Source organism: Klenkia brasiliensis (genome assembly GCF_900100695.1).
Taxonomy (GTDB): domain Bacteria; phylum Actinomycetota; class Actinomycetes; order Mycobacteriales; family Geodermatophilaceae; genus Klenkia; species Klenkia brasiliensis.
Window position 1 is genome coordinate 93,473 of sequence record NZ_FNCF01000003.1, and the last position, 15,415, is coordinate 108,887.

At 68.4% G+C, this 15,415-nt stretch carries 11 protein-coding genes and 2 pseudogenes; 7 read left to right on the plus strand and 6 right to left on the minus strand.

The window, feature by feature from the left end:
• Nucleotides 1-442: 442 nt before the first annotated feature.
• The gene (locus BLT39_RS09085) at nt 443-793 is read left to right on the plus strand and encodes a cupin domain-containing protein (RefSeq protein WP_091062918.1); all 351 of its coding nucleotides are present in this window, start codon (nt 443-445) and stop codon (nt 791-793) included.
• Between the two features lie 614 nt (nt 794-1,407).
• On the opposite strand, the gene BLT39_RS09090 is transcribed toward BLT39_RS09085, so the two are convergent.
• The gene (locus tag BLT39_RS09090; protein ID WP_091062920.1) at nt 1,408-2,841 is read right to left on the minus strand and encodes an aldehyde dehydrogenase family protein; all 1,434 of its coding nucleotides are present in this window, start codon (nt 2,839-2,841) and stop codon (nt 1,408-1,410) included.
• Between the two features lie 240 nt (nt 2,842-3,081).
• The gene (locus BLT39_RS09095) at nt 3,082-3,432 is read right to left on the minus strand and encodes a cupin domain-containing protein (RefSeq protein WP_165640215.1); all 351 of its coding nucleotides are present in this window, start codon (nt 3,430-3,432) and stop codon (nt 3,082-3,084) included.
• Between the two features lie 294 nt (nt 3,433-3,726).
• Here BLT39_RS09095 and BLT39_RS09100 point away from each other — a divergent pair, with 294 nt between their 5' ends.
• From BLT39_RS09100 to BLT39_RS09125, 6 genes and pseudogenes are all read left to right on the plus strand, one after another.
• Complete coding sequence (locus tag BLT39_RS09100) at nt 3,727-5,121, plus strand: helix-turn-helix domain-containing protein (protein ID WP_165640216.1); 1,395 nt, start codon at nt 3,727-3,729, stop codon at nt 5,119-5,121.
• 490 nt (nt 5,122-5,611) lie between these two features.
• A complete protein-coding gene (locus BLT39_RS09105) occupies nt 5,612-7,012 on the plus strand; it encodes an NAD(P)/FAD-dependent oxidoreductase (RefSeq protein ID WP_091062031.1) in 1,401 nt (466 codons plus the stop codon).
• Between the two features lie 424 nt (nt 7,013-7,436).
• The gene (locus BLT39_RS09110) at nt 7,437-8,204 is read left to right on the plus strand and encodes an alpha/beta fold hydrolase (RefSeq protein WP_278246976.1); all 768 of its coding nucleotides are present in this window, start codon (nt 7,437-7,439) and stop codon (nt 8,202-8,204) included.
• 13 nt (nt 8,205-8,217) lie between these two features.
• Entirely contained in the window at nt 8,218-9,366 is a 1,149-nt protein-coding gene (locus BLT39_RS09115; RefSeq protein ID WP_242658273.1) for an aldehyde dehydrogenase family protein, read from the plus strand.
• Between the two features lie 63 nt (nt 9,367-9,429).
• Nucleotides 9,430-10,394 (plus strand): annotated as a pseudogene (locus BLT39_RS09120) (IS481 family transposase).
• 37 nt (nt 10,395-10,431) lie between these two features.
• A pseudogene (locus BLT39_RS09125) lies at nt 10,432-10,818 on the plus strand (aldehyde dehydrogenase family protein); the annotation flags it as partial.
• 114 nt (nt 10,819-10,932) lie between these two features.
• Here BLT39_RS09125 and BLT39_RS09130 read toward each other — a convergent pair.
• Genes BLT39_RS09130 through BLT39_RS09145 form a run of 4 tightly spaced genes read right to left on the minus strand, consistent with a single transcriptional unit; the run spans nt 10,933 to nt 15,414 of the window.
• Complete coding sequence (locus tag BLT39_RS09130) at nt 10,933-14,163, minus strand: LysM peptidoglycan-binding domain-containing protein (RefSeq protein WP_091062033.1); 3,231 nt, start codon at nt 14,161-14,163, stop codon at nt 10,933-10,935.
• Entirely contained in the window at nt 14,160-14,534 is a 375-nt protein-coding gene (locus BLT39_RS09135; RefSeq protein WP_091062924.1) for a hypothetical protein, read from the minus strand. The genes BLT39_RS09130 and BLT39_RS09135 overlap by 4 nt, the downstream gene beginning before the upstream one ends.
• Nucleotides 14,535-14,560: 26 nt before the next feature.
• Nucleotides 14,561-14,992, minus strand: coding sequence for a TadE/TadG family type IV pilus assembly protein (locus BLT39_RS09140; protein ID WP_165640217.1), 432 nt, complete (start codon nt 14,990-14,992; stop codon nt 14,561-14,563).
• A complete protein-coding gene (locus tag BLT39_RS09145) occupies nt 14,989-15,414 on the minus strand; it encodes a TadE family protein (protein ID WP_091062926.1) in 426 nt (141 codons plus the stop codon). The genes BLT39_RS09140 and BLT39_RS09145 overlap by 4 nt, the downstream gene beginning before the upstream one ends.
• Nucleotide 15,415 lies beyond the last annotated feature (1 nt).

The following is a 15,415-nucleotide window of genomic DNA, read 5'->3' on the forward strand; positions in this document are numbered from 1 at the left end:
CCTGCAAAATGTGCGCTCTTGATTGCTCATCTCAGCAATCGCCGGCGGTGAGCTGATCGCACCCCGTGGCCCGGCTCGGTGTAGCTGGCTCGGTGTAGTCGCAGCTCACGTTGCCGCACGTAAGGCACCCACTCACGTGGTCAAGCGTCGTGGGACGCAGCTGAGTCACGTGGGGTGGCACGCGCAAGCGATGGGGGGCGAGCTCGGTCATCGCGCGATGGGGCCCGACCGCCAGCCCTCTCCCCCGCCCTAGGTTGAGGTCCGGTGCCGGCCTCAGACCATGCGCCTAGCGATGGGGTGACGGGCTTACATCTGCCGCCCGACAGTCCGGACCATGCACCGAGGGTGCAAATGCGCGCTCAAGGTTGCTGGATTTCGCAATCTCAGCACGTCCAGAGTTGGTCAGGATTGAGGCTTCCGCCCGATGCACTGGAGGATCCACATGGCCGAGTTGAAGTCGGCGAGCGCAGGTTCAGCCTTGTTCGAGACCTGGCAACCTGAGGGGGTAATCGTGCACAGCGGAGAGCCCGCCGGGCGCGGCTTCACCCTGCACGAGGACTACACCAACGGCTCGCGAGGATGCGGATTCTTCGAGTGCGACCCGGCGAAGACGACTTATGAGCTGACCGCGAACGAGATGATCTACGTCCTTGAAGGCGAGGCACGGATTGAGCTCGAGGACGGCAGTGCCATCGAGGTGAAGGCCGGCGACGCCGCCTTCTTGCCCAAGGGGCACATGTCGACGTGGACGTTCCACACCCGGTTCCGCGAGTTCTGGGTGCTCGCTGACTGAACCTCTCTACGAGCCGGATCCGCGGTCACGGGGGCCGCGGATCCGGCTTCAATGAGCTCAGGTCCTAGGTTCCCCGCGCTACTGGATCTTGCTCATCCGAACTCATCGGCCGTGATCAGCCTCGGTTGGATCGGTGGATGGACCAGTTCGTCCGGGATTCTCGGCAGCGCAGGCGTGTTGCCGGCCAATCTAGGAACTGAACGGTTCGCCACCACCCCGGGACGACCTCGCTTCAGCAAGAACTCGGCGGAGCTCGGCAGCACCGGCATCTGAGGCGTGGTGCGCTTGTTCGATCTGGCCCAGGGTCCACTGCATTAGATCGACCGCAGCCTGTGAGTAGGCGGCTGGTTCCCTGAGCTGGGTGACAGACGTACCGGTGACTCGGTGCCACTCTGGACCCAGGCTCATGGTCGACCCTCTCCGTCTCGTCGCTGAGCCCTCAACCCTACGGTTCCTGCAGCGATCTGTCTGACGCTGTCCGGGCATCACACCCCGTTACCGACTTGCATGCACGTGCCAGAGGAGGAATGACGACAGTGGGTGTTCGTTCCAATGCCGCGACGGATGAGGAGCTGACAGCGGGCCGCCCACAGGTCCGCGGAGGCAGCAACAATTCAGATAGCGACCCCGGTTAGGACGAGCACCCGTTCCTCGGTGAGGTCCTCCATGGCTGCACGTACACCTTCTCGGCCCGAACCGGAGTCCTTGAGACCGCCGTACGGCATCTGGTCGGCCCGAAAACTCGGTACGTCACCGATGACCACGCCTCCGACCTCGAGCTCGTGAGCGGCGCGGAACGCCAACTGGAGGTTGTGGGTGAAAACGCCGGCCTGCAGTCCAAAGCGGCTGTCGTTGACTCGGTCGAAAGCCTCGTCGATGGAGTCGACTGCCTCCACGACGACGACAGGACCGAAGACCTCCTCTCGGGACACCTTGGCGTCCCGGGGCACATCGGTAAGCACGGTCGGGGTGTAGGCGGCACCGGACCTGGTCCCACCGGTGAGGAGGGTGGCGCCAGCTGCAACTGCCTCCTCAACCCATACCTCGACTCGGCGTGCGGCCACCTCGTCGATCAGGGGCCCTACGTCGGTGGTGTCATCTGCGGGGTCGCCGGTACCTAGCTGCTGCACCGCCTCGACGAGCTTGGTGGTGAGCTGCTCCGCGATCTCGCGGTGGGCGAATACGCGCTGCACCGAGATGCAGGATTGGCCGGCTTGGTACATGGCGAAGGTTGCAATACGCGCCGCTGCATGGGCGAGGTCGTCCTCATCCTGGTCGGGGGCTACGACGACGGCAGCGTTTCCCCCCAACTCCAGGGTGACGTGCTTGCGGGGAACGGCGTCGCGTATCGCCCAGCCCACGGGGACCGACCCGGTGAAGGACACGACGGGTAGTCGCGGATCGGTCACCATCACGCTGGCCACGTCATTGGTGACGGGAAGAATTGACCACGCCCCCTTCGGAAGGTCGGTCTCGGCCAGGATCTCGCCGAGCAGCAGTGCCGTAAGTGGGGTTGCCGGGGCGGGCTTGAGCACGATCGGGGTGCCCACAGCGATTGCTGGCGCGACCTTGTGGGCGACTAGGTTCAGCGGGAAGTTGAATGGTGCGATGCCCAGCACAGGGCCGCGAGGCGCACGGCGAACGAGGGCCATGCGACCGGTTGCCGACGGGTCGGTGTCCAGTCGTTGGACGCTGCCTGACCACCGGCGAGCTTCCTCGGCTCCCCAGCGGAAGGTTGAGGATGCCCGGGCGACCTCGATGCGGGCCCACTTCAGCGGTTTGCCTGATTCGGCGGTCAGGACTGCGGCGATCTCCTCGACGCGCGTCGACAGCTCCCGCGACACGTGGTCCAAAGCAGCGGCACGAACGTGCGCTGGAGCAGAGGCGCAAGCGGCCTGGGCTTGATGAGCGGTGGCGATGGCTGCCTCGACATCCTGCGGCACCGCCAGCGTGGTGCGACCGACGGCCCGGCCGTCATATGGGGAGAAGACCTCTAGGGGGTCATCACCTAGTTTTGCTTCGCCAGCGATCCAGTACGGCGTAGCCATCACGTGTCCTCCTGGTATTGAAGATGAGGCGCTGCTGGCTGGTTCTCGAGTGCGATGGTGGGCGGGGCGACATGGCGAGGCCGGCCCACCGATCCAGTCGGCGCAGCTCGCCTGAGGCCTCGTGCTGACCGCTCGGTACCCGATAGCCGAAGGGCCGCTCGCCATCGGCCGCGGGGCTGAGGATGAGGGTGCACTGGCTGGGCATTACGTCGGCCCGGTTGAGCCAGCGTGGCGCTGCCTTCAGCGTTTGCCAGTGTTGATCAGGGTGTAGACCTTGGTGAGCGGGGTGCGAATGTCCCATCGGCCAGCCCAACCATCAGCCAGCACTGCTGACACCCCAGGCCCAAGACGAGTTACGACACCGTCGGCGGAGACCAGGTCGCCGTCTCCGTCGATGACGTAGATGTACTCGTCCTGGCCGTCCCTCACCGTGGTGAACGACCCGGGGGTCACCGTCCATCGCCCGAACTCGGCGTGTTCGGTTTGGTGATGGCGGACCGTGCTCGTGTGGGGGTTTCCCGACAGCACCCGCTCTGCGGGGACCGGCTGAGCCGGGGGCCATGCGAGGTCGCCGTCGTCGAAGCTGGTCATGCTCGTCGCGCCTGGCATGCGGAGTGGGTCCTCCGGGATCCGATCACGGAGCCTTGGGCTGAATGCGTCATCTGTGCACCTCGTTGTCGTGGTCAGACATGGGTGGCTGGCGCATCAGCCAGGGTCGGGCATCGCCTCACTGAGCGGCAGTCCGCGGCGACCCTGGGGCTCGGCGGTTCGCCGGGCCAGACGCTAGGGGGCGGAGTGAACCCGAGGAACTAGCAGACGCTATGAATCTGACCGTCGAGCTATACGTGAGGCTAACTTTGTCGCATGCGCGGACGTGTCCTGACAGTGGCCGACATCGTGGGGGCGCACAGCCTCGACATCAGTGTCCTCGCTGGTGGGCTTGGGCAGATGCGTGAGATCTTGTGGGCCCACAGCTGCGAGATGGCCGATCCGGTGGAGTGGCTTGGTCCGCACGAGCTGCTGATGACCGTCGGGTTGTGCGTCCCCAAGCTGGCCGGTGAACAAGTCGAATTTGTGGCGCGACTAGATGAGGCCGGGCTAGCCGGGATGGTCATCGGCGATCATGACGTCGCGCCCAAACTGACTGGCCGGATGTTGGCAGAGGCCGACCGCAGGCAATTCCCGATCCTCCTGGCGGGCCGACGAACGTCGTATGCGGTGGTCGCGCGGCACGTGGCAGCAGCCAATACCACCGATCAGACCCTTCAGGTCCTCGCGCTCAGCAAGCTGTACCACCTGGCCGCCTCCGCGGACGGCAATGCCACCTCGCTTGTGGCTGACCTGGCGGCTCAGCTCAACATCGGGATTGACGTCCTTGACCAGATCACCGGACTGTCCTTGCTTTCATCGGCCAAGCCGGAGGGGTCACTGGATGGCATCCGTGACGTGGTCCGTTCCTACCCCTTGGAGGGTCGTCACCGCGCGCAGGTAGTTCTGAGCGAGTTCCCTGGGGAGCCTCTCGACAGCTTCCTGCTGGTCCACTTGCTCCAGGTCTTGCGCAGTGCGGTGGACCGACTCCTCGACGCTGCGGACAGGCGATCTGAGGTGATGGCCCGTCTCATGCACGCAGTCCTCAACGGGACTGCAGATGCGCGCGCTCTACGAACCTTCTTGTCGCCCCACGAGCTCTCTGAGGGGTTTCATCTCGTTGCCGTCAGCAAGGCTGTCGGGCCGCACATGGCTAGGGCTAGCGCCTGCCTGCAGCTATCGGTACTGGTCGGACCCGGGAGGGTTCATGACCTAGCTCTAGTGCCAGCGGATGAGCTGGGTTCGTTTCGAGGGGCTATGGACGACCTGGTGACGACCGCTGGGATCAGCTCGGTCTTCACCGATATCGCGGACGCACGAGCCGCGGCGGTCGAAGCAGGCAAGGTGCTGACCTCCACAGAAGAGGCCAAGGGCTGGGCGGCCTACGAAGGATCCTCGGTATCGGTGTTGACGCGGTCGAAAAAGGAGGCTGATGACATCGTCAGCAGAGTGCTTGGACCGTTGGCCGGTGATGATGAGCGGTCCAGCTCGTTGCGGGCCACCCTGTTCGCTTACCTGCGCAACGATAGAAGATGGCAAGACACGGCTGATGAACTGCAGATTCATCGGCAGACGCTCTCGTATCGCCTCAAGCGCGTACAGGAGCTGACCGGTTTGGATCTGCGCCGTTCCTCTGACTTGTCCGCAGCTTGGGTTGCGTTTCAAGCATGGCGTCTCACGGGCGGCTCCTAAGCGGTGTCCCGAAGGCCAGCTCCTGGCCCGGACATGCACGGCGGAGTCGGATTCTCGTCTGACCCGTGCTCGTGGGCTGCGAGCTGGCCGGCGATCTACCCGTGATCCCAGCCCACGGGTAAGCCGCAGAACGAGCGCTGGCTCGTACGGTGATGGTCGTCCGTTGCTCGTACTGGTGGACAACAAGTAGCGACTATTCGTGGTGGAGGCTCATAGGGCTCCCAGGCTCTGCGGCCTACCTTGGGCGCTGTAGCAAGGGGTTCGAGCCCCGAACTCGACGACCGTGTGGCTCGGGTCGGCGGACCAGACCTCCATCCTCCCAACCCTTGGGTCCAGTCCGCTCCAGTAGGGCACGGGCCTCACCTTGGCCGACGGACTTGGCCGCCGGTCTGCCGTGCTTGCAGTCGCCCCGGCCCGCGGCGCAACCCCCTCGACGCCTGATGACTGCCGAGCAGAACCAGCGACGTCCCTCCGAACTGAGTAGGAAGCTATGACAACCGCGCCCCGCACTCCCGACTTCGTCAACGGGAACGTCTCTTTCTGGCACCGACAGATCGGGATGCCCACGCCGCGGCCCTCCCTGCCGGGAGACCGCCGGTACGACGTAGTCATCGTGGGGGCTGGCTACACCGGCTTGTGGACGGCCTACTACCTGAAGAAGGCTCAACCGGACCTGCGGGTTGTCATCCTCGAGAGCGAGTTCGCAGGCTTCGGCGCGTCGGGGCGTAACGGCGGGTGGCTGAGCGCTGAGCCGCCGGGACAGCTGCGTCGGTATGCCGCGCAGCATGGCTGGGCCGCCGCGATCGACTTCCAGCAGCGGATGTTCACTGCCGTCGACGAGGTGATCGACGTCTGTGCAGCCGAGGGTATCGACGCAGACATCCAGAAGGACGGACTGCTGCACGTCGCTACAAATCGAGCTCAGGAGAAGCGCCTGCGCGAGCACCTGCCGGCGCTGCGCAAGGCCGGCTGGGGGCCCGATGACCTCATCGAGCTGACGGCGGCCGAGACAGCTCAGCGGATCCGTTTGGGTGGCGGTCTGTCATCGCACTTCAGCCCGCACTGCGCGCGCATTCAGCCGGCCAAGCTGGCTAGCGGATTGGCCGACGTCGTGGAGAGGCTCGGCGTGGACATCTTCGAGCAGACCCGGGTGACGGAAATCCGTCCACGGGAAGCGGTCACCGCGCAGGGGACGGTCACGGCTGACTACGTCATCCGCGCCACTGAAGGGTTCACCGCCCAGCTCAAGGGCGCCAAGCGCGTCTGGTTGCCGATGAACAGCAGCATGGTCGTCACTGAGCCCCTCCCAGCTGACGTCTGGGGGCAGATTGGCTGGGACTCAGCCGAGCTCGTCGGGGATGGGGCGCACTCGTTCTGCTACATGCAGCGCACGGCGGACGGTCGGATTGTCCTGGGCGGCCGCGGAATCCCCTACCGTTTCGGCTCTCGTACCGATGATGGGGGCAACACCCATCGTGTTACCCAGGAGCAGCTGCGCGCTGTCTTGCAGCAGTACTTCCCAGCCGCCGCCGACGCTGCTCTTGACCATGCGTGGTCTGGCGTCCTGGGCGTCCCGCGCGATTGGTGCGCAAGTGTGTCGGTCGATCACACGACCGGTCTTGGTTGGGCCGGCGGTTATGTCGGTCATGGAGTCACGGGCACGAACCTTGCCGGCCGCACGTTGCGGGACCTCGTTCTGCGCCATGACACCGACCTGGCGCACTTGCCGTGGGTGGATCGTCGGGTGCGAGGCTGGGAGCCTGAGCCGGCACGGTGGATCGGCGTTCGCAGCCTCTATGTGGCCTACCGGGCGGCCGATCGTCAGGAGTTCGGCGGCACTCCCGGAACGTCCCCGATCGCGCGCATCGCCGACAAGATCTCTGGTCGCTGAGTCAGACCTGGGTCGAGGAATGGGCTGCGCGGCTGCCACCACCGGGGCAGCCGCTGGGCTGTAGTACGGCGGCGAGTTGGCTCTCGCCTCCACTACGGGGAGAAAGGCAGGGTGGGCCTCTGGCCCACCCTGCCTTTCGTTGGTCGGTCTACGCGGAGCGCTGGCCCTCCGATGTGCAGTCTCCGGCCGCCACGGTCGGGTGCCGTAGTTGATCTAGTTGAATAGCTAGTCGCCTAGATAGGCGCCGAGCGCGGTGGCCACGAGGTCGAGCTCCTGCGCGCCGTCGGCTCCCCGGTCTGAGGAAGGAACAACCACCATGAGCAACAGCAAGATCCCGCCGGTCACCGGCCATTACATGACCGTGGACGTCAACGGCCTGGAGTACAAGGTCTTCTAACTGGAGAACGGGACCGGCCAGCCGATCCTGTGCCAGCACACCGCCGGCTGCCACAACCACCAGTGGCGCGGCCTGCTGGAGGACGAGGAGATCACCGCCAACTACCGCGTGATCGCCTATGACCTGCCCCGCCACGGCAAGTCCGACCCGCCGGAGAACACCGAGTGGTGGAAGGAGGAGTACCAGCTCTCCGCTGACCACTACTCCAACTTCATCGTCGCCCTGGCCGACGCCCTCGAGCTGGAGAACCCCATCTTCATGGGCTCCTCCTTCGGCGGGAACGTGGCCCTGCAGCTGGCGTTGCGCCGGCCCGACCGGTTCGCCGGCGTCCTGAGCGTCGAGGGCGCCGACTACTCCCCCGGCTTCTACCTGGACTGGTGGCAGCACCCGCACGCCAACGCCGCCCAGGTCTGCGCCAGCGGCACCTGGGACCTGATGGCCCCCCAGTCCCCCGAGGCCGACCGGTGGAAGACCTGGTTCTACTACACCCAGGGCTCGGAGGCGTTCAAGGGCGACCTGCACTTCTACTCCGTCGATCACGACCTGCGCGGCAAGCTCGGGGACATCGACGGCGAGCAGTGCCCGGTGGTGATGATGACCGGCGAGTACGACTACCTCACCACCCCCGAGGACAGCGAGCGCACCGCCAACGCCATCACCAACGGGTCCTTCATCTACATGCCCGCGATCGGGCACTTCCCGATGAGTGAGAACCACGAGGTGTTCCGCACCTACCTCATCCAGGCACTGCAGCTGCTGCAGGACAAGCGCGAGAAGAAGGCCGTCTCGGCCTGACCTACCACCGCCGGTGGCCGACCCGCCGAGGGTCGGCCACCTGCGGTGTCGTCATGCCCGGCAGTTGACCGAAGGGACCCCAGTGCAGCCCACCACGACCCCCATCCGCGTCGCCGGCGCCCAGGCCTGGGGATCGCAGACCCAACCGGTCAACCGCCCAGACGGCGGTGACCCCGCTGGGCACGTGACTGTCGCCGACCCCGAGCACGTCGAAACCGCCATCGCCGCCGCACACCACGTCTCCGCTGAGTTCGCCGGCCTGCCCGCACACCGCCGCGCCGACGCCCTCGCCCACGTCTCCCGCCGGCTCACCGAGTCCCGCGAGGAGATCTCCGCGGTCATCGTCGCCGCAGGCGGCAAACCCATCCGCTGGGCCCGAGTCGAAGTTGACCGCGCCGCCGCAACGTTCCGCCTGGCCAGCGAGGAGGCGCGCCGCTGGGTCGGTGACCTGCAGCGCCTGGACACCGATCCCTCCGGGGAAGGCCGCATCGCCCTCAACCGGCGGGTCAGCCGAGGACCGGTCCTGGGCATCACCCCGTTCAACTTCCCGCTCAACCTGGTTGCCCACAAGGTCGCCCCAGCTCTAGCCGTGGGCGCACCCATCGTGCTCAAGCCCGCCCCGGCCACCCCGCTGTCAGCGCTGTTCCTCGGTGACCTGCTCGCCGAGACCGACCTGCCGGCCGGCTCCTGGTCGATCCTCACCGTGCCCAACAACCGCATGGACCCCCTCGTCGCCGACCCGCGGCTGCCGGTCGTGTCCTTCACCGGGTCCGGTCCCGTCGGCTGGGGCATCCGCGACCGTGTGCCCCGCAAGCACGTCACCCTTGAGCTTGGCGGCAACGCCGCGGTCGTCGTCGCTGCCGACTGGAACACCCCCGCCGACCTGCAGCACGCCGCGGCACGCATCGCGACGTTCGGCGTCGGCCAAGCCGGCCAATCCTGCATCTCCGTGCAACGGGCGATCGCTGACCGCAGCGTCTTCGACCAGCTGCGCGACTTCGTCGTCACCGAAGTCCAAGCCCAGGTGCTCGGTGACCCCGAGGCCGAAGACACCACCCTGGGCCCGATGATCGACGAACGGGCCGCCCAGCGTGCCCACGCCTGGATCACCGAGGCCCTAGATGTACCCGGCCAGGACGTTGGTAACGGCCGGGCCGCTTGATCGTGGGAGGACCTCCGGGTGGGGTGTGGCTTGTCTAAGGCCCACATCCGCCCGGAGGTCCTCGTGTCGCACGCTAATGCCCGCACCACCCCGATGGGCCGGTTGCTGATCGTCGAGCGCGCTGCGGCGGGATGGCCGTTGGCGCACATCGCGGCGGCAAAGGGCATCTCGCGCAAGTGCGTGCGCACCTGGGTGACCCGCTTCACCGAGGAGGGCGCGACTGGCCTGATCGACCGGTCCTCCCGCCCGCACACCCACCCCACGGCCACGCCGGCTGAGGCGGTCGCTGCGGTGCTCGCCGCCCGCCGGGACCTGCGCTGCCGGCCCGATGGGATCGCTGAGGCCACCGGGGTGCCCGCCCGCACGGTGTCGCGGGTGCTGGCGCGGGAGGGCATGCCCCCGGTTGGCCCAGCTGGACCGGATCAGCGGGGAACTGATCCGCTCTTCCAAGCAGACCGCGGTCCGTTACGAACGTGACCGGCCCGGCGAGCTGGTGCACATGGACGTCAAGAAGCTCGGGCGCATCCCCGACGGTGGCGGCTGGCGCCTGCACGGCCGCGCCGCAGGCTCCACCAGCCGCGACCGAGCAACGAAGGTGGGCTTCGACTACGTGCACTCCCTGGTCGATGAGTACTCCCGGCTGGCCTACTCCGAAGCCCCGCCGACGAACGCGGCGCCACCTGCGCAGCATTCCTGCTCCGCGCGGCCGGCTACTTCGCCGACCACGGCATCCCCCGCATCGAACGCCTGATCACCGACAACGCCTGGGCCTACCGGCGCTCACTCAAGGGCGCGTGCGCTCAGCTGGGCATCCGGCAGAAGTTCATCCGCCCGCACTGCCCCTGGCAGAACGGCAAGGTCGAACGCCTCAACCGCACCCTGGCCACCGAGTGGGCCTACCGACAGCCCTTCACCAGCAACGACGCCCGCACCGCCACCCTTGCCGGCTGGCTCGAGCACTACAACACTCAACGCCGCCACTCAGCACTCGGCGGCAAGCCCCGATCAGCCGGCTGGCACCAACGTGATGGCTGGGTACACCTAGACGGCTGGGCCCGCGCACTCACCGGCGGCGGGCGCACCCAGGCCCGCCTCGAACCCACCGTGCTGGTCGACGTGCCCCCCGGCGCCCGCGTCGACCGTGAGGAGGTGTTCGCCCCGGTGCTGTCCCTGCGCGCCGTCGACGGACTCGATGAGGCCTTGGCCGCGGTTAACGACTCTGACTTCGGACTCCAAGTCGGCGTCTTCACCCACGACATCGCCGCCGCGTTTCGCGCCCACAGTGACCTCGAGGTCGGTGGCGTCATCGTGGGTGACGTCCCCAGCTACCGGGCCGATCAGATGCCCTACGGCGGTACCAGGGGGTCAGGCATCGGACGTGAAGGGGTCCGATTCGCGATGGAGGACTTGCCCTACGACCGGGCTCTCGTGCTCACCGGGGTGCACCTGTAACGGGCGACCGGTTTCGGACCAGGTTGTGGGCCGGCCTTTGCAGGACCGAATACCGGGGTCTGTGGTACGCCGACGCCACCACCGGCCCGACGAACAGCATCAATCAATCAGCGGTCACGCTCTGGCCCGCCGATGCAGGATCGCGGCAGTCCGCGGGGGCAGGTCCTCCTCCACCTCGGCGTCGTGGTTGGCGAGGATTCGCTGGACGTAGGCGTCCGCTTCGGCGCGGTTGCCGAGGGCGTCGCAGGCCGCGACCAGGTCAAGCAGCGGCACATCCTCGAAGGTCTCTGACTGCAGGGCGACCTTCGCTGCGCTCACGGCCCTGTCGGGTTCGCCGTTCCCGAGGTGGTAGGTGGCGACGAGGTGGGCGACGTCCACGACCATCGCGGCGAACTCGAGGTCCATCCGGTCCCCGCCGTCGTCGAGGAGCCAGCCGTATCCGCCGACGCCGCGTACGCGCAGGTCCGGCAGCTCAAGCGGCCGACCTCGCACCAAGCCCAGCGCCGCGTGCAAGTCGGCAATTCCGTCCGCCCCGCGTGCCAGTGCTCGGGTCCGCAAGCGCCTGAAGAGGTCGGAGTCCACGAGCGCACCTGTGATGCGGTAGCGGCCGCCGGCGGCCGTGGTCAGTCCGGAGGGCAGGTAGTCCTCGCCGTTCTCGCCCGCCCCGAGCCAGCTGCGGACGACGGAGATGGACTGGCGCACCTTCGTCTTGCCGATGACGTCGGGCTCGTCTGGCCAGAGTGCCGTGGCGTACTGCTCGCTGGTGGCGCCGTCCGGCCGGGTGGCGAGGTAGGCGACCACCTCGGTGTAGAACTGCCGCCGCGGATTGCGCTCCGGCAGCTTCCCCTGCGCGTCGACCCGGACCGGGCCGAGGAGGGTCAGCTTTGGCCGGCGGCAGTCCGGGTCGTCCCAATCGGCAAGGTCCTCATCGAGGTGAGGGTCCGCCGCAGCAGCGTCCTCCCGCCGAGCTGGGGTCGTGGCCGGGGCGAGCACCAGCACGTCCCGCGCGGTCGTCGCGGCCGCAACCGAGTAGGTGTCGTCGGGCAGTGGCAGTACTGATTCGACGAGGCCGTCGACGACCTGGGGTCGGTCGTTCCCCGTCGCCTCGGCCTCCTCGTGCGCCTGCAAGTGACCTCCACCGGAGGCATCCTGCGTCGACGCTGAGGGAGTCCCGACGTCGCCCGGCAGAGCGGCTGCATGCGCCAGCAGCTGAGCCAGCGCGGCCGCCTCCCCAACGGGGAGCTGGTGTGCCTCTAGCTGCAGGTCGAGCTCGGGCACCGAGATCACGCCGTCGCGGTCGATCGTCATCTGCATGCCCGGGCCATCCGCGTCCGTCGCCATCACGACCGCCAAGCCCATCCGCTGCCCGACCCCGAGCAGGGCCTCTTCCAGGTGGCCTGTCGCGTCTGACCCGTGACCGAGCAGCAGGACCCGGGGCGCCCAGGCGTCGGGTAGGAGGTCGTCGACGCGGGCCTGGAGCGCGCCGGCCGACCCCGCGGCGATGGCCGCCGAGCGCTCCTGCGCGCTCCTCTCGAAGCGGTCGATCGCGTCCCTGCTTGTGCCGTGCATGCGAAGGCGGTCCGGGTTGAGGGTGGCCAGCTCGGCGCCGAGGTCCACGGCGTCGGCTTCGAGCATCTCCGACCAGCTGTTGTGGGCGAGCTCGGCTGCGATGTACCGAAGCAGATCGGCAGCGCGGCCAGGATGCCCCGCGACGCGGAGAACGCCCACCCGCTCAAGATCGAGAAGCCAGTGCTCGCCGAGGCGTGAGCGGCCGATGGACACGAGACCCGGGAACGGGGCGGGGCCGTGCGACCCAACGACTGCGGTGTCCCGGCCGAGGGACCACCGCACACCCTCCGCGTCCACTGCCCACGGTGCCGGTGCGTCATGGGCGGGGTGCGCAAGGCGCACCCTCACGGTGTCTGCCGACATGCAGACGGCGAGGACGTCGGGTGTCGCTGCCGGCGTGGATCCGGGTCGGGCCAGACTCCGCAGGGCTCTGTCGAGGAACGCGACGTCGACCCCCTCGGCGCCCACGAGCATGCGTTCCGCGGACGCGAGTTCCGGGGGCGGTATGGGTACGGCGCGCCCTGGCTGGCGATGCCGGAACTGCCGGCGCCTGTAACGGCGGAAGGCCAGGAGGGATACCGCTCCGAGCACGGACGAAGCCGCAGCCGCCGCAGCAAGCGCCACGCTGCCCTCCGACGGGGTCTCTGTCCCGTCGTCGGGCCGAGGCGCAGTCGCATGGGCATCCGGGCCGGCCGATGCGGTCGGCTGGGCTCCGATCGTCGAAGTCGTCGTCGGGGCCGCGGTGGGGGTCACGGACGGGCTGAACGTCGGCGACGGGGTCGCGCTAGGGGGTGTGGTCGGGCTGGCCGTCGGCGTCGCGGTGGGGCTCGCCGGCGGAGGAGCTGGCGTCGGCGTACTCCCGGTCCCGCCGGGCCCAGCTGGGCCAACGCCCGCGATGGCGGGGACGGTGAGCGTCCAGCCAGGACGAATCAGGTCGGGGTCGTCGAAGACCTCTCCCCCGGCCTCGGTGCGCCCGGCGTTGGCGGCCCAGACGCTCGGCCAGGTCTCGCCGTCCCCGTGCGCGTCCTCGGCGATGGACCACAGGGTGTCGCCGGGTTCGACGACGACGTCGACAGCGGAGGAACCCTCCCCGGGCCGCTGCACCGACGGCGACGCCGTCAGACCTGCCGCGTCGGCCGGGAGGGTCAGCGCAGTGCCCGACGCGATCTGGTTGTCCGGTCCGATGCGCCCCTGGTTCAGCGCAACGATCTCCGTGTACCGGAGCGGGTCACCCAGGTGCCGCTCGGCGAGCGCCCACAGCGTGTCGCGGCGTTGGACCACGTACTCCGGTCCAGCACTCGGTTCTGCGCTGGCGACCACGGGAGCGGCCTGCCGGTGACCTAGATCAGCGAGCGCGACGCTCATCGCTGCGACAGGCAACGGCGGTCGGGCCGCCGATCCGCTGGCGGCGAGGGGGGCCGCCACGCTGGACAGGCTGAGCCCGACGACGACCATCGCGAGCAGAGCAGCAACGGGGCCCTGCACGCCGCCCAGTCCAGGCACCCGGGGGGCCGGGCGGGAGCGGATCAGTGCCCAGACCTCCGCACCCGTCGCGAGGGTGAAGATCAGCCAGCAGACCCACACGCCCGCCGCGAGGACCACCCGCAGCAACTGGCCGTCGTCCCGCGCGCTGAGCACTGCGCCGATCTCGTGGATTGACGGAACCGTGCTCGGCACGAGGTGGAGAGCCACCAGCAGGGCGGGGACGCCGACGACCACCCCGATGAGCACCGCGAGGGCGCCGAGACCACGGATGAGTCGGATGACGGCGGTCATCGCACTGGCTCGCCGTCGACGAGCCCGACTTTCAGCTGGGCGCTGTGCGTGCGGGTCTGGCGGACCGGGAGCCCGAGCAACGGCGTCGAGTCCGTGACGGTGACGGTCACCTGGACCAGGCCCGGTCCCTGGACGTCGACAGACCCGCTGGCCCCCGCCTGCCTGAGGTAAGCGTCGGCCGCTGCCACAGCGAGCTGGACGTCGCGGCTGCCGCCGGTCGGTACGGGTCCTACCGCGATGGCGGCTGCTCTGGCCGCCTCTGCGGAGGCGTTGTCGGCCCTGTTGGCCGCCTGGATGTTGGCGCCGGCATCAACGAGTGCGGTCACCACGATGCCGGCGACGAGGACCACGGAGCAGAACAGCACCGACACCGACCCCTGCTCCCTGCTCGGCCGGGTCACGAGGTGCTCCGCGTCGGGTCCACCGGGCTGGTCGCCGCGTCGTCGAGGGTCCGTGAGCCGGGGAGGCCGGCGAAGCCGATGTCGGAGAGGTCGACGGTGCAGGCGACCTGCACCGACACCGCAGCACCTGCGCCCGGTGCGGCCGAGAATCTGGAGGTGTCGACGTCGACCGCGATGGATGTGCAGTGCAGGTCGCGGTCGTCCAGAGCCTGGGTGGCCGCCGCCGTCGCCGCCGACTGGGCAGCAGCGGGAGATCGAGCAAGAGAGGCTTCCCGGGCAGCGATGCCGGCGACCCCGGAGACGCGGTTCCCTGCCAGGGCGACGCGGCCTCCCACCACGACCAGGGCGAGCACGAGGATCGCGACGGGAAGGAGAATCGCGAGCTCGACCGACTCCGATCCGCGTTCACCGTCCCGAAGCCCCGTCACGGAGTCTCCGATGTCGTGAATCGCTCGAGCCCTCGGGCGACCGACACGTCGACGACGGGGACGAAGCCGGGCAACGGGATCACGTTCGGGACCTCGGCCACCACGTGGACGGTCACCGACGTCGCAGTGCGCACCTCGTCGATCTGGTAGCTCGTGATCGTGCCGGTGCCGAGGCTCGCCAGGTACTCCTCGGCTGCGCTTTGGCCGGCCCCGCCCGGTGCGTTGTCCAGGCTGCCGGCACGTGCGCCAGCAGCCGCGGCGGCCTCGGCCGCGTCGTGGGCGAAGTACCAGAGCCCGAGCTGGGGGCCTGCGAGCAGCACCATGACGAGGACGGGGAAGAGCAGGGCGAACTCGACGCTCGACGAGCCGCGGTCACGCCCGTCAAGGGTGCCCGTCCCTGCCCTCGACCCGTTCGTCGTCATG